The following is a 13,828-nucleotide window of genomic DNA, read 5'->3' on the forward strand; positions in this document are numbered from 1 at the left end:
CGTATCGCGCTGAAGGTCACGTTCCCAGACCGAGGGCCCGTCACACCCGCGGCCTTTGTCGGGTGTGTCCGAGTAATTGACCGCCGGACTGTAGCTTTCCACAGTCGGTATGTGCCGACGCCGGGTTCGGTTTGTAGTCGGGGAACGGCTTGTTTACGCCAAACGGATGCCGCTCGTACGGTATGGAGACGTGCTTCAGTGCCGAAAGACAAAGGATCGATAATGGTTGACACCTCCGTCCGACCGGACGAAATTCACCGCGACGACGTGCTCGCTGACCTTCCAGCCGGCGGCCCGGACGGCTCGCGGATTAACGTGCCCGAGCTCGCGCACCAGCTCCTCGGAACCTGGCCTGACGCGCGAAGCAAGGCACGCACCCTTGCGGCGCGGGAAGAGTTCCACCGCATCGAGGGTCTATCGCTCGACGAGCACAGAGATCGTGTGTTCGAGCAGCTCAAACTCCTCGTCGAGAACGGGCAGGTACACCGCGCGTTCCCGAAACATCTCGGCGGACAGGAAGACCACGGCGGCAACATCGCCGGCTTCGAAGAACTCGTCACCGCCGACCCGTCGCTGCAGATCAAATCTGGTGTGCAGTGGGGGCTCTTTGGTTCGGCCGTCATGCACCTCGGCTCGAAGGAGCATCACGAGAAATGGCTGCCAGGCATCATGAGCCTTGAGATCCCCGGTGCGTTTGCGATGACCGAGGTCGGCCACGGATCTGACGTCGCATCGATCGCCACGACGGCGACCTATGACGCTGACACCCAGGAGTTCGTCATCCACACGCCGTTCCGCGCGGCCTGGAAGGACTACCTCGGCAACGCCGCAGTGCACGGTAAGGCCGCGACGCTTTTCGCCCAGCTCATCACGAACGGCGTCAACCACGGCGTGCACTGCTTCTATGTGCCCATCCGGGACGACGACGGTAAGTTCCTGCCGGGCATCGGAGGTGAAGACGACGGAATCAAGGGCGGCCTCAACGGCATCGACAACGGCAAACTGCACTTCACGAATGTCCGGGTCCCGCGCACGAACCTGCTCAACCGGTACGGCGACGTTGCCGAGGACGGCACCTATTCGTCACCGATTTCCAGCCCGGGCCGACGTTTCTTCACCATGCTCGGCACTCTCGTGCAGGGACGCGTGTCGCTCGATGGAGCCGCCGTCGCGGCATCCGCTGTTGCGTTGCAAATCGCGATCACCTACGGAAGCCAGCGTCGCCAGTTCAACGCGTCAAGCGACATCCGTGAAGAGGTCATCCTCGACTACCAGCGGCACCAGCGCCGCCTGCTGCCGAAGCTTGCGACGACGTACGCGGCGATGTTTGCGCACGATCAGCTGCTCGTGAAGTTCGACGGAGTTTTCAGCGGCAAGAGTGACACCCCCGACGACAGGCAGGACCTCGAGACGCTCGCGGCAGCGCTCAAGTCGCTCTCCACCTGGCACGCGCTCGACACTCTGCAGGAAGCGCGCGAAGCCTGCGGTGGTGCTGGCTTCATGGTGGGTAACCGCCTGACCAGTCTGCGCGCCGACCTCGACATTTACGTCACGTTCGAGGGTGACAACAACGTGCTGCTGCAGCTCGTGGGCAAGCGACTGCTCGGCGACTACGCGAAGCGGTTCAAGGGAGCGGATGCCGCAACGCTCGCCCGATTCGCCGCTGAGCAGGCGCGTGGCAAGGTCGTGCACGGCACGGGTCTCCGTTCGCTTGCGCAGACGGTTTCTGACTTCGGGTCGACCGCTCGCTCCGTCGGACACCTGCAGAACGAGGAGACACAGCGCGAACTGCTCACCGACCGGGTCGAGGGAATGGTTGCAGGAGTCGCCGGACGACTGCGTGCCGCGAGCAAACTCACACCGGCCGAGGGCGCAGCGCTGTTCAACGCCAACCAGAACGAGCTCATCGAGGCTGCTCGGGCGCACGCCGAGTTGCTGCAGTGGGAGGCGTTCACCGAGGCCCTCGCCAAGGTCACCGACCCCGGCACGAAGAAGGTGCTGACCTGGCTGCGCGACCTGTTCGGCCTCGGCCTCGTTGAGAAGCACCTCTCCTGGTACCTCATCAATGGGCGTCTGTCCGGTCAGCGCGCGTCGGCGGTGACCGCGTACATCGACCGGTTGCTCGCACGGATCCGCCCGCACGCGCTCGATCTCGTCGAAGCGTTCGGCTACACCCAGGAGCACCTGCGTGCACCCATTTCGTCGGGTATCGAAGCCGAGCGTCAGGAGGAAGCGGCGGCGTACTTCGCCGAGCTGCGCGCCTCGGGTGAAACCCCGATTGCCGAGAAGTCGCTCAAGGCTCCCAAAAAGTAACTCCGCGAACGCACGATGTCGCCTTCGCCATCACGGTGAGGGCGGCATCGTGCGTTTTCACGCTGAGCAAATCGATCCGGCCGAAAGGGTCGTTCCGCCTCGGGCGGAATGACCCTTTCGGACCGATCGATCGAGCGAATGACCTTTTGGGCCGACTCGATGAATGGAACGAACATTCGTGCTCGTCGAGTGTTCACCCGTGTGCTTCGCTACCGGCGCAGGTGCCGATACGCGCGAGCCGAGAGCGGCAGGAACACCAGCGTCAGGACCAGGGGCCAAAGCAAAGCCATGGGCACGGCCCACTCGGTCATCCAGCCCGACGTTACTCCGGTTGGATTCCCGAACAGCTGCCTGGTCGCCGTTGCTGTCGCCGATATCGGGTTCCACTGCGCGATGGCGCCGAGCCAACCCGGCATCGTCTCGGGTGCCACGAAGACGTTGGAGAGGAACCCGACCGGCCACACCAGCACTTGGACGGCCATCGTCGCGGCCGGACTGCGGAAGGCGATGCCCAGGAAGATACCGATCCAGAGCAGGGCGAATCGTAGCCACAGCAGGAGTGCGACAGCGACGAGCGCAGACCCGAGATCTGTCGTGATGCGCCACCCGATGAACAGCCCACCGACGATCAGCACGGCCAGGTTGAGAACCGAAGACGCCATGTCGGCTCCGCACCGGCCAAATGCCACCGCTGAACTGTGGATCGGCATCGAACGGAAGCGATCTGTGATGCCCTTCGTGGCATCCGTCGACATCGCAAGCATGGTTCCTTCGAGCCCGAACAGCATGGTGAGGGTGAACATGCCCGGCAGGAGGAAGTTGATGTAGTCGCCGCCGCCAGGCACCTCGATGGCGCCGCCGAACAGGAACCCGAACATCAGCAGGAGCATGATCGAGAAAAGCAGGCCGAAGATCGGCAGTGCTGGCTGGCGAACCCAGTGCAGCAGTTCGCGCTGGGTGAGGATCCACCCGTTGCGGAGAGCGGGGGAGCGTGGCGTCAAAAGAGTGGTCATGATGCGTTCTCCTGGGCGGTCAGGGCGAGGAAGACCTCATCGAGTGTCGGGCGCCGCAGAACCAGGTCGACAGGTTCGATGCCGGCGTCGTCGAGGGCGCGAACCGCAGCCATCAGCGCTGCCGTTCCGGCTGGTGCCTCGATCGTCACCGAGCGACCGGCCTCGTCGATCGTCGGTTCCGTATGGACACGAACGGATGCTGCGACGCGCGCCAGCTCTGCGGCATCCGTTACCGTGATCACAATTCGGTCGGCACCCAGCTGCTTCTTCAGTTCATCGGGTGTCCCAGACTGCACGACATGTCCGGCGTTCATCACTGAAATGCTGTCGGCCAACTGATCGGCCTCGTCGAGGTACTGGGTAGTGAGCAGCACTGTCGTTCCTTGTGCTGCGATGGTGCGGATGGTGCGCCAGACTTCATTGCGTCCGCGGGGGTCGAGTCCCGTCGTCGGTTCGTCGAGGAAAAGCACGGCCGGGGAAAGGATCAGGCTCGCAGCGATATCGAGCCGTCGGCGCATGCCACCCGAGTATCCCGACACCGGTCGCCCGGCCGCTTCGGTGAGGTCGAAGGCGTTGAGCAGTTGCGCGGCTCGAGCGGTTGCGGCGCTCTTGCTGAGGCCGAACAGTCGGCCGAACATCACGAGGTTCTGGGTGCCGCCGAGGATCTCGTCGACCGCGGCGGCCTGCCCGACGAGTCCGATGCGTTGTCGAACCTTTGCCGGAGACGTGCGGACGTTGTGCCCGGCGACGCTTGCCTCGCCTCTGTCGACGTCGATGAGCGTCGCCAGCGCACGCACCGCGGTGCTTTTGCCAGCGCCGTTTGGGCCGAGCAGCCCGTGAATCGTGCCTGGCGGGATGTCCAGGGAGAAGTCGTCGAGGGCCTTCACATCGCCGTAGCGTTTGTGCAGCCCTGAGGCGGTGAGGGAGAGGGGGGAAGGCACAATACTCCTTATGTCGTACGCCCTACGGAGTTAGCAGGATTAATGAGCGTACACCATACGGAATAAGTACACTAGGGCAATGGCCCCGAACGATCCGACAGCACAGAGCGACCCCGACCGCGCCCTTGCACTGCTCTGGCGGCACGAGCTCGGCGAACACCCACCGGCGCGCGGGCCGAAACAAAAGTCCACGGTGAACGCCGTCGTTGAGTGCGGCATCGCTCTCGCCGATGATGAAGGACTCGACGCGTTTTCGATGCGGAAGGTAGCGGAGCGCCTGGGGATGGGGGTGATGAGTCTGTACACCTACGTGCCTGGGCGGGAGGAGCTGATCGGGTTGATGGTGGACCAGGTCACCGGTGAGGTGGAGCACCCAGCGCTCGACGGCGATCTGCGAAGCCGGCTCGACACCGTGGCCAGGCACCTCTGGGATGAATACCGCAGGCACCCGTGGCTCTTACAGGTCGATACGTCCAGGCCCGCACTCGGACCCCACGTTTCGAACCGATACGAATGGGAGCTGTCAGCGGTCGATGGCGTGGGAATCAGCGACATCGACATGGACCAGGTCGTGACCCTGATCGCCGGGTTTGTGTCGAGCGCAGCCCGGACCGCGAGAGATCAGGAAGTCACCCAGCAACAATCGGGAGTGAGCGATGCCGAGTGGTGGGAGGTGAATGCGCCGGTTCTGGAGAAGGTGATGGATGGATCGAAGTATCCCATCGCCGGACGCGTCGGGCAGGCGGCTGGTGAGGCGTACCAGGCGGCCAGTAATCCCGAGCTGGCTTTCGAGTTCGGCCTCGCACGGGTCCTCGACGGAATTCTGGTCTTCGTTGAGGCGGGCGGCTGAGGCGCCGCCCGCCTCAACCGGCTATCCGGCCGAAACCCCAGCGGCGACCGCGGCCGCGATCGGGGTTTCGCCTGAAATGGCTTCCCAGGTGAAGCCGGCCGTTTCCGGGAAGGTCAGCGCTGCGGCGACCAGCGCTGCGACGTCGGCACGGGGGATCGAACCCTTGCCGGTGCTCGCCTCGAGCTTGACCATGCCGGTCGGTTCGTCATCGGTGAGTGCTCCCGGGCGCAGGATTGTCCACGCCAGCGACGTCTTTTTCAGATCGATGTCCGCATTGCGCTTTGCAGCGACATAGGCGGCCCAGACGTCGTCGCCCGTGTCGATCTCGCCGTCGATCCCCATCGCCGAAATCTGCACGAAACGACTCACGCCTGCACGCTCGGCTGCGGCCGCCGACTTGACCGAACCCTCGTAGTCGACGGTGTGCTTGCGTTCCGCGCTGGAACCGGGGCCGGCCCCAGCGGCGAACACAACAGCATCCGCCCCCGTCAGAATTGGAACGAGGTCATCGACGGACGCCGTCTCGATGTCGCAGACCACAGGTTCAGCACCCAGGCCGGCGATGTCTGACGCGTGGTCGGCGTTGCGGAACACGCTGACCACCTCGTCGCCGTTGTCGACCAACTGTGTTGTGAGGATGCGGCTGATCTTTCCGTGACCTCCGATGAGCACGATGCGACTCATGTGATTCTCCCTTGCTGGTGTGCGCCGTCGGCTAGGACGGGCGGTTTTCGGGTGATGTGGTCTTCGCCGGGTCGGTCTCAGGCAGTGAGCCGAGGACCTCGTCGATGCGTCCCAGGGTCTCAGCTGAGAGCTTCACGCCTGACGCCTTCACGTTGTCGCGCACCTGCTCGGGGCGAGACGCGCCGATGAGTGCGGCAGCGACATTGTCGTTGGCGAGCACCCAGGCGATCGCCAACTGAGCGAGGGTGAGACCGTTCTCGTCGGCGATCGGCTTCAGGTTCTGAACGGCGGTGAGCACCTCGTCGCGGAGGAACGCCTTCACCGTGTCTGCGCCGCCCTTCTCGTCTGTCGCACGCGAACCCTCCGGCAGCGGCTGGCCAGGCAGGTACTTGCCAGACAGGATGCCCTGCGCGACCGGAGACCAGACGATCTGGGAGATACCGAGTTCACGCGACGCCGGAACGACCTCGTCCTCGATGACCCGCCACAGCATCGAGTACTGCGGCTGGTTGGAGACGAGCGAGAAGCCGAGGTCCTTCGCGAGAGCAGCACCCTGGCGCAATTGGTCGGCGTTCCACTCCGAGACACCGATGTACAGGGCCTTGCCCTGCCGCACGACATCCGCGAACGCCTGCATGGTCTCTTCGAGGGGCGTGTGATAGTCGAATCGGTGTGCCTGGTAGAGGTCGACGTAGTCGGTGCCGAGCCGGGTCAGCGAGCCGTGAATCGACTCCATGATGTGCTTGCGGCTGAGCCCGGAGTCGTTCGGACCCTTCGGACCGGTCGGCCAGTACACCTTGGTGAAGATCTCCAGCGACTCGCGGCGTCCGTTCGCCAGCGCTTCGCCGAGCACGGTCTCCGCAGCGGTGTTCGCGTAGGCGTCAGCCGTGTCGAAGGTGGTGATACCGCTCTCGAGCGCGGCCGCGACGCACTGCTTCGCCGTGTCGTTCTCGACCTGCGACCCGTGGGTCAGCCAGTTGCCGTAGGTGATTTCCGAAATTTTCAGGCCAGAGTTGCCGAGGTATCGATAGTCCATGCGGCCACGCTACGCCCGCGAGTTACAGAAGACCCAGACCTTGCACCTGCTCACGTTCTGTGGCAAGTTCCGCAACGGATGCCGCGATGCGGCTTGTCGAGAAGGCGTTCAGTTCCAGCCCTTGAACGATGCGCCACTTGCCGTCGACGCTTTCGGCGGGGAACGAGGAGACCAGTCCTTCCGGCACACCGTAGCTGCCGTCCGACGGGAGAGCGACGCTCGTCCACCGCCCTCGCTGGCCATTCACCCAGTCGAAGACATGGTCGACTGTGGCGCTCGCCGCGGACCCCACCGAGCTCGAACCGCGCACCTCGATGATCTCGGCACCGCGGTTCGCCACCCGCGGAATAAACTCGTTCGCAAGCCACGCATCGTCGACCAGGTCGCGCACCGGTGTGCCGCCGGCTGTCGCGTGCGAAACGTCAGGGTATTGCGTTGCCGAGTGGTTTCCCCAGATCGTGACACCGTCCATGTCGCGCACCGGGATGCCCAGTTTGGCGGACAACTGACCGAGCGCCCGGTTGTGGTCGAGGCGGGTGAGGGCGGTGAATCGTTCACGCGGGACGTCGGGTGCGTGCGCCTGCGCGATGAGAGCATTGGTGTTCGCCGGGTTCCCGACGACCACAACACGAATGTCGGATGCCGCGTGCTCATTGATCGCAGCACCCTGCGGCCCGAAGATGGCCCCGTTGGCGGCGAGCAGGTCTGCCCGCTCCATGCCGGGGCCGCGCGGGCGCGAGCCGACCAGAAGCGCGACGTTCGTGCCATCAAAGGCGGCAGCCGCACTGTCGGTGACGTTCACGCTGTCGAGGAGCGGAAAGGCGCCGTCCTGCAGTTCGAGCGCAGCGCCCTCAGCCCCGGCGATGCCCGCGGGAATTTCGAGAAGCTTCAGCCGCACTGTCACATTCGGTCCGAGAAGCTCGCCGGCGGCGATACGGAAGAGCAGCGCGTAACCGATCTGACCGCCAGCTCCCGTCAGCGTCACGGTGATCGGTGAGGATGTGGCAGTTGACATAGCGCCCTCCGAAAGGTGTGCCGGCAAGCCTACCGACAGCATCCGCTCAATTGAAGGATCGCGATACGGTCGGGTATGCGCGAAATGTATCCCGAGATCGAACCGTACGCCTCCGGCCACCTCGACGTCGGCGACGGCCAACAGATCTACTGGGAGACCAGCGGCAACCCAGAGGGCAAGCCCGTCGTCTTTCTCCACGGTGGCCCCGGCGGCGGAACCAACCCGAGCCAGCGTCGAGTCTTTGACCCTGCGAAGTACCGCATCGTCCTGTTTGACCAGCGGGGCTGCGGCAAGAGCCTCCCGCACGCGAGCGCGCCGGAGGCGGATCTGTCGGTCAACACCTCCTGGCACCTCGTCGCCGACATCGAGAAGCTGCGCGAGCACCTCGGGATCGACACCTGGCAGGTGTTCGGCGGCTCCTGGGGCAGTTCGCTGGCTCTCGCCTATGCGGAGACCCACACCGACCGGGTGAGTGAGCTCGTGCTGCGCGGCATCTTCACCCTTCGCCAGGTCGAACTCGACTGGTTTCTCGAGGGCGGCGCGTCGGCCGTCTTCCCCGACCTGTGGGAACAGTTCCTTGAGCCGGTTCCCGTCGACGAGCGTGGGCATCTCCTTCGCGCCTATTCACGACTGCTCAACGATCCGGATCCGGCGGTGCACGGCCCAGCCGCTGTGGCCTGGTCCCGCTGGGAGTCGTCGATCATCACTCTCCTGCCCAATGCAGACAACGTCGCCCGGTTCACCGAGCCGGCATACGCTGTCGCGTTCGCGCGTATCGAGAACCACTACTTCATGCACGGTGGCTGGTGGGAGGAAGGCCAGCTGATTCGGGATGCTCCGAAGCTTGCGAGCATTCCCACCGTGATCGTCCAGGGGCGATACGACATGTGTACTCCGCCGATGACGGCGTGGGCGCTCGCCGAAGCGATGCCGCACGCCGACCTCCGGATGATCCCGGACGCCGGGCACGCGTTCGATGAGCCGGGAACCCTGGACGCGCTGATCGAAGCCACCGACCGCTTCGCCTCCTAGCCCTCCCGGCCCGGGCTGCGCAAGGCGTGGTCACCTTTGTTGATCAGCGGGTAAATTGTGGCCCGTGACGTTCAATCCTGACTCAGACATTTCCGGCAGCAATGTGCGCAAGCGCGGTCGCGGAACCGCGATCGGCGTCGGCGGCGGTGGACTCGCGGTCGTCGCTGTTTTCCTCATCGCCCAGTTCACCGGAATCGACCTGAGCGGGATCATCGGTGGTGGCGCCGGTGGCGGGTCCGAGCCCGCTGCAACGTCCTTGAACGAGCAGTGCAAAACCGGTGAAGACGCGAATGCCAACGTTGAGTGTCTGATGTCGGGTGCAGGGGCGTCCATGGACGCGTACTGGGTCGAGAACTACAGCACGGTGGCGAGCGGCGAGTACCGCACGCCACGGTTTGACCTGTTCGAAGCATCGACAACGACCGGGTGCGGCGCAGCTTCCAGTGCAACAGGCCCGTTCTACTGCCCAGGGGATGAGACGCTCTACATCGACACCTCGTTCTTCTCGCAGCTGCGCGAACCGCCGTTCGACACCACGGGCGGTCCGCTCGCGCAGCTGTACATTGCCGCACACGAGTGGGGACACCACATCCAGGCCATCTCCGGAATCATGGAGTCCGCCGACCGCACAGGCACAGGACCGGACTCGGACTCGGTGCGCATCGAGCTTCAGGCCGACTGCTTCGCCGGCGCCTGGGTCGCAGGGGCCAGTGAGACCGAGGACAAAAACGGCGTCACCTTCCTCGAGCGCCCAACCGCAGCGCAAATCGCCGATGCGCTCGACGCAGCGGCTGCCGTTGGTGACGACCGCATCCAGGCCGGCTCAGGCCAGGGCGTGAACTCTGAGGCCTGGACGCACGGCTCGAGCGAGCAGCGCCAGCGCTGGTTCAACGCCGGCCGCGAGGGCGGCCCTGGCAACTGCGACACCTTCGCGGTGAACGGCTCGCAGCTCTAACTTTCCGCCATAACCCCGAGCGGATGCCTGTTGGTGCCGCTCGGGACGGTACCGGGGTATGAGGGAGGGCCCTCTTTCCTGCCCTGCGGGAGGACGCGACGGTGCGCCGGTCGCCCGTAATCTCGCAGCATGATTGAAGCACGCAACCTCACCAAGACCTACGGGCAAAAAACCGCGGTCAACGACATTACGTTCACTGTCCGGCCCGGAATCGTGACGGGATTTCTCGGACCAAACGGCGCGGGCAAGTCCACCACGATGCGCATGATCGTCGGGCTGGACCGCCCCACGGCAGGCCGAGTCACCGTCAACGGCCGGTACTACGCCGCCCACACCTCACCGCTCTCCGAGGTCGGGGCCCTGCTCGACGCGAAAGCCGTTCACACCGGACGCAATGCCGAGAACCACCTCCTCGCCCTCGCGGCGACGGCCCGCATCCCGAAGCGTCGGGTGCACGAGGTGATCGAACTCACCGGGCTCGAGTCCGTCGCACGCAAGCGCGTCGGCGGATTCTCACTCGGCATGGGGCAGCGGCTCGGCATCGCCGCTGCCCTGCTTGGCGACCCGCAGACTCTCATCCTCGACGAACCCATCAACGGCCTCGACCCGGAGGGGGTGCGCTGGGTGCGATCGCTGGTTCGGGGCCTCGCGGCTGAGGGACGCACCGTCCTTCTGTCGAGTCACCTGATGAGTGAGATGGCCGTGACAGCCGACCACCTGATCGTCCTCGGCAAGGGACGCGTGATCGCCGACTCCCCTGTCGCGGACATCATTGGCGGCGCTTCGCTCGTAAGCGTCCGAGTTCGCTCGCCACAAGCATCCGTTCTCGCCTCAACGCTCGCTTCCCCCGACGTCACCATCACCCACGCTGAGCACGACATGCTCACCGTCACCGGACTCGACCCCCGAACCATCGGCGACCTCGCCGCTCGAGGAGGGATCGCCCTGCACGAACTCACCCCGATTTCAGCCTCGCTCGAAGAGGCCTACCTGCAACTCACGAATGACGATGTGGAGTACCGCACAGGTGCCTCCGCGCGAAACCTGGAGGTCTCGCGATGACTACCGACTCACTGAATGGGGCGCTTGAAGTGCCAGAACTGCGGATGCCACGGGGCGCCACCGCGAGCCCGGTGCGTTTCGCCGGCATCCTTCGCTCCGAAACGATCAAGCTGCGCAGCCTGCGATCAACCGTATGGTCATACGCGATCCTGATTGCGATGTCCTTCGCGTTGACGGCTGTGCTCGCCGCAACGCTCGCGAGCACAATGGAGGGGTCGCTCCCGGCCGAGGCGCAGACGGGGATCGTCATGCAGGTCAGCTCGTTCCCGGTGGCCCTCGGACAACTCGTCGCCGCCGTCCTCGGTGTGCTCTTCATTGCAGGCGAGTACGGCACAGGAATGATCCGTTCGACGTTCACAGCGGTTCCTCGGCGCCTGCCGGTGCTCTGGGCCAAGGCGCTCGTCCTGTTCGTGGCAACGTTCGTCGTCGGGCTCATCTCTACAGTCGGCGCGTACCTGATCGGCAGTCCGTTCCTCTCAGGCAGCGGAATCGCCGCGCCGCTCAGCCATCCCGACGTGTTGCGCGCCGTGATCGGCGGAGCGCTGTACCTCGCCCTGATCGCGGTCTTCGCTCTCGGCGTCGGCACCGTCGTTCGCAACTCGGCCGGTGGCATCTCCGTGGTGCTCGGCATCATTCTCATCCTGCCGACGGTTCTGCAGTTCATTCCAGCCGAGTGGGCAACGAACACGGTTCCGTACCTCATTTCCGAAGCGGGCCTCGGAGCTCTCGGCCTACAATCGGATAACCCTGCCCTCGAGCCCTGGCAGCAGCTGCTTGTTGTGCTCGGTTGGGTGGGAGCCTCGCTGACAGCCGGGGCCATCCTGATGAAGCGGAGAGACGCCTGACCGAGACGCCGAACAGCTCCCCGCCGCACGCCACTCAGGGTGCGGACGGGGAGCTTCGTCTGCCTCGGCCCCCCGGCGTTATCCGCCTGTTTTGGGCGAGGCACTTGCGCACGGCGGATATCCTCATCGCCTCGATCTACGCGTTCCCTGAGGCAGTCGCTCGCATCGTCACCTACGTCGACGGATCTCTGTCGCCCGTCCTCAACACGTTCGCTCTGCTCCTCGGGGCAGTCACTACTGTGGCGCTCTACAAGCGACGCAGCGCACCGATGACCGCGCTCATCATCACTCTCGCCGTCACTGCGCTGTTCATCTGGAACTCGAGCAGTATGGGGCCGATAGCTCTCACTATCGCCCTCTACTCTGTTGCCGTTCATCACAGCGTTCGGGCGGCGTGGATCGGACTTGGCGCCACCGCAGTGGCGGTCGCGCTCGCCGGTCTTGCCACGGCAGGGATAGCAACCGACCCGGCCGATGCCGATGTGATTTCCACGATCATTGGCGGGCTGTTCGCGGTTCTGATCGGCATCAATATCGGCAACCGCAAGCGCTACATCGGGGCCCTTGTCGACCGTGCAGGCCAGTTGGCTCGAGAACGTGACCAGCAGGCGCAATTGGCCGCGGCATCCGAACGCTCGAGAATTGCCAGGGAGATGCACGACATCGTTGCGCACAGCCTGTCGGTGATGATTCGACTGGCCGATGGGGCTGAGGCCATGGTGGAGAAGGATCCAGACGCATCGCTCGCCGCCATCAGAAACGTCGGCTCGACCGGGCGTGCGTCGCTCGCCGAGATGAGGCGCCTGCTCGGGATTCTTCGCGACGAGGAGAACGAAATCGCGGAGCGGGCTCCCCAGCCGACGCTCGACGAACTTCCGCAGCTCGTTGAGAGCTATCGGGCAACGGGACTACCGGCGACATTGACCGTAACCGGTGTTCCTCCCGTCGGCCAGGGAGCGCAGGTGACGATCTATCGCGCGGTCCAGGAAGCGCTCACGAACGCGCTTCGCTACGCGTCGCAACCGAGTCGTGTGGATGTCGTACTGGAATGTGCCGACGGTGCGGTGACCGTCACGGTCACAGACGACGGCAAGGCCGGAGAAACCCCGGTCTCTGAGGGCACAGGTCGCGGACTCGTCGGCATGGCTGAGCGTGCTGCCCTTTATGGCGGGACCGTAACGAGTGGCCCCATGTCTGGCGGCGGATGGCGCGTCCACATGACGATGCCGGAAACAGGAGAAAACCCATGAGCATTCGGTTGATGATCGTTGACGACCAGGACCTGTTGCGGATGGGGCTCGCGATGGTCCTCGCCGGGGAGGACGACATGGAGGTCGTCGGTGAAGCGGCAGATGGGGCAACCGCTGTCGATCGCGCGAGTGCACTTCGGCCGGATGTGATTCTGATGGACGTCCGAATGCCGGCGCTTGACGGAATCGAGGCGACGCGACGCATTGTGGCGGAGCAGCCAGACGCGAAGGTCATCATCCTGACAACGTTCGACCTGGACGAGTATGCGTTTGGTGGCCTCAACGCCGGAGCGAGCGGGTTCCTGCTGAAAGACGCTCCGCCGGCAGAGTTGCTCGCCGCCGTCCGCGCGGTGGCGACGGGGGAGGCGAGCGTCTCACCCCGAATCACACGACGGATGCTCGACCTTTACGGTGGCAAGCTGCCGGTGGTCGGTGCAGATGGCTCCTCTTCACGGCTCGCGACGCTGACCGAACGTGAACTGGAAGTACTGACCGCCGTCGGCGAGGGATTGTCCAACTCGGAGATCGCCGGGCGTCTCTTCCTCTCGGAGTCGACCGTCAAAACGCACGTCGGCCGAATCCTCTTCAAACTCGAACTCCGTGACCGGGTGCAGGCCGTGATCCTCGCCCACCGTGAGGGTCTGGTTTAGCCGATCCGATAACCTGAGGTTTTCTCACCCGAAAAGGGGGGAGTGCGCCGGGGGTGCCCCGGGCTACTCTTTTCACACAGAACGTGAATATCCATCACGTTTAGTGCCCTGCGGCTACAGCGACCCATCCCACCTCCTCCACGGCACGGCAGGAGGCGGTGATTGTCGTGGCCGCACTCAGG

General features: G+C 64.7%; 13 protein-coding genes. 8 read left to right on the forward strand and 5 right to left on the reverse strand.

Features of this window, described 5'->3' with window-relative positions; all coding sequences use genetic code 11:
• Window positions 1–222 precede the first annotated feature (222 nt).
• Window positions 223–2,313, forward strand: a complete 2,091-nt coding sequence (locus tag D9V28_RS10340) for an acyl-CoA dehydrogenase family protein (protein WP_121659598.1) — start codon at window positions 223–225, stop codon at window positions 2,311–2,313.
• 209 nt (window positions 2,314–2,522) lie between these two features.
• On the opposite strand, the gene D9V28_RS10345 is transcribed toward D9V28_RS10340, so the two are convergent.
• Window positions 2,523–3,326, reverse strand: a complete 804-nt coding sequence (locus D9V28_RS10345; protein ID WP_121659599.1) for an ABC transporter permease — start codon at window positions 3,324–3,326, stop codon at window positions 2,523–2,525.
• Window positions 3,323–4,267 carry an ATP-binding cassette domain-containing protein gene (locus D9V28_RS10350; RefSeq protein ID WP_220700482.1) on the reverse strand — a complete coding sequence of 315 codons (945 nt, stop codon included), beginning with the start codon at window positions 4,265–4,267 and terminating at the stop codon, window positions 3,323–3,325. The genes D9V28_RS10345 and D9V28_RS10350 overlap by 4 nt, the downstream gene beginning before the upstream one ends.
• Window positions 4,268–4,346: 79 nt before the next feature.
• Here D9V28_RS10350 and D9V28_RS10355 point away from each other — a divergent pair, with 79 nt between their 5' ends.
• Window positions 4,347–5,117 (forward strand): TetR/AcrR family transcriptional regulator C-terminal domain-containing protein, encoded by a 771-nt coding sequence (locus D9V28_RS10355; RefSeq protein WP_121659601.1) that lies wholly within the window; start codon window positions 4,347–4,349, stop codon window positions 5,115–5,117.
• 21 nt (window positions 5,118–5,138) lie between these two features.
• Here D9V28_RS10355 and D9V28_RS10360 read toward each other — a convergent pair whose 3' ends face one another.
• The 3 genes from D9V28_RS10360 to D9V28_RS10370 are packed head-to-tail and all read right to left on the reverse strand — an operon-like array spanning window position 5,139 to window position 7,852.
• Window positions 5,139–5,801: an NAD(P)H-binding protein gene (locus D9V28_RS10360; RefSeq protein ID WP_121659602.1), complete on the reverse strand. Its 663-nt coding sequence runs from the start codon at window positions 5,799–5,801 to the stop codon at window positions 5,139–5,141.
• A 31-nt stretch (window positions 5,802–5,832) separates the two neighbouring features.
• Window positions 5,833–6,837 carry an aldo/keto reductase family protein gene (locus tag D9V28_RS10365; RefSeq protein WP_121659603.1) on the reverse strand — a complete coding sequence of 335 codons (1,005 nt, stop codon included), beginning with the start codon at window positions 6,835–6,837 and terminating at the stop codon, window positions 5,833–5,835.
• Between the two features lie 22 nt (window positions 6,838–6,859).
• Window positions 6,860–7,852: a malate dehydrogenase gene (locus tag D9V28_RS10370; protein WP_121659604.1), complete on the reverse strand. Its 993-nt coding sequence runs from the start codon at window positions 7,850–7,852 to the stop codon at window positions 6,860–6,862.
• 75 nt (window positions 7,853–7,927) lie between these two features.
• Between D9V28_RS10370 and pip the strand changes: the two genes are divergently transcribed.
• The 6 genes from pip (at window position 7,928) to D9V28_RS10400 (ending at window position 13,646) form a co-directional block, all read left to right on the forward strand.
• Complete coding sequence (gene pip / locus D9V28_RS10375) at window positions 7,928–8,884, forward strand: prolyl aminopeptidase (protein WP_121659605.1); 957 nt, start codon at window positions 7,928–7,930, stop codon at window positions 8,882–8,884.
• Window positions 8,885–8,948: 64 nt separating this feature from the next.
• Complete coding sequence (ypfJ, locus tag D9V28_RS10380; protein ID WP_121659606.1) at window positions 8,949–9,839, forward strand: KPN_02809 family neutral zinc metallopeptidase; 891 nt, start codon at window positions 8,949–8,951, stop codon at window positions 9,837–9,839.
• A gap of 129 nt (window positions 9,840–9,968) precedes the next feature.
• On the forward strand, window positions 9,969–10,901 hold the full coding sequence (locus tag D9V28_RS10385; RefSeq protein WP_121659607.1) for an ABC transporter ATP-binding protein: 933 nt from the start codon (window positions 9,969–9,971) through the stop codon (window positions 10,899–10,901).
• The gene (locus D9V28_RS10390; protein WP_121659608.1) at window positions 10,898–11,746 is read left to right on the forward strand and encodes an ABC transporter permease; all 849 of its coding nucleotides are present in this window, start codon (window positions 10,898–10,900) and stop codon (window positions 11,744–11,746) included. Before D9V28_RS10385 ends, D9V28_RS10390 begins: the two co-directional genes overlap by 4 nt.
• Complete coding sequence (locus tag D9V28_RS10395) at window positions 11,689–12,996, forward strand: sensor histidine kinase (protein ID WP_425325778.1); 1,308 nt, start codon at window positions 11,689–11,691, stop codon at window positions 12,994–12,996. Before D9V28_RS10390 ends, D9V28_RS10395 begins: the two co-directional genes overlap by 58 nt.
• Window positions 12,993–13,646: a response regulator gene (locus D9V28_RS10400; protein WP_121659610.1), complete on the forward strand. Its 654-nt coding sequence runs from the start codon at window positions 12,993–12,995 to the stop codon at window positions 13,644–13,646. Before D9V28_RS10395 ends, D9V28_RS10400 begins: the two co-directional genes overlap by 4 nt.
• Window positions 13,647–13,828: the final 182 nt, after the last annotated feature.

It is taken from the genome of Mycetocola zhadangensis (genome assembly GCF_003668565.1).
Lineage (GTDB): Bacteria > Actinomycetota > Actinomycetes > Actinomycetales > Microbacteriaceae > Mycetocola_A > Mycetocola_A zhadangensis.

Excerpts from the sequence above, each read along its gene's own strand:
- D9V28_RS10360 (WP_121659602.1), bottom strand. The coding sequence starts at position 5,801 with ATGAGTCGCATCGTGCTCATCGGAGGTCACGGAAAGATCAGCCGCATC.
- pip (WP_121659605.1), top strand. The coding sequence starts at position 7,928 with ATGCGCGAAATGTATCCCGAGATCGAACCGTACGCCTCCGGCCACCTC.
- D9V28_RS10345 (WP_121659599.1), bottom strand. The coding sequence starts at position 3,326 with ATGACCACTCTTTTGACGCCACGCTCCCCCGCTCTCCGCAACGGGTGG.
- D9V28_RS10400 (WP_121659610.1), top strand. The coding sequence starts at position 12,993 with ATGAGCATTCGGTTGATGATCGTTGACGACCAGGACCTGTTGCGGATG.
- D9V28_RS10365 (WP_121659603.1), bottom strand. The coding sequence starts at position 6,837 with ATGGACTATCGATACCTCGGCAACTCTGGCCTGAAAATTTCGGAAATC.
- D9V28_RS10355 (WP_121659601.1), top strand. The coding sequence starts at position 4,347 with ATGGCCCCGAACGATCCGACAGCACAGAGCGACCCCGACCGCGCCCTT.
- D9V28_RS10385 (WP_121659607.1), top strand. The coding sequence starts at position 9,969 with ATGATTGAAGCACGCAACCTCACCAAGACCTACGGGCAAAAAACCGCG.
- D9V28_RS10370 (WP_121659604.1), bottom strand. The coding sequence starts at position 7,852 with ATGTCAACTGCCACATCCTCACCGATCACCGTGACGCTGACGGGAGCT.
- D9V28_RS10390 (WP_121659608.1), top strand. The coding sequence starts at position 10,898 with ATGACTACCGACTCACTGAATGGGGCGCTTGAAGTGCCAGAACTGCGG.
- D9V28_RS10340 (WP_121659598.1), top strand. The coding sequence starts at position 223 with ATGGTTGACACCTCCGTCCGACCGGACGAAATTCACCGCGACGACGTG.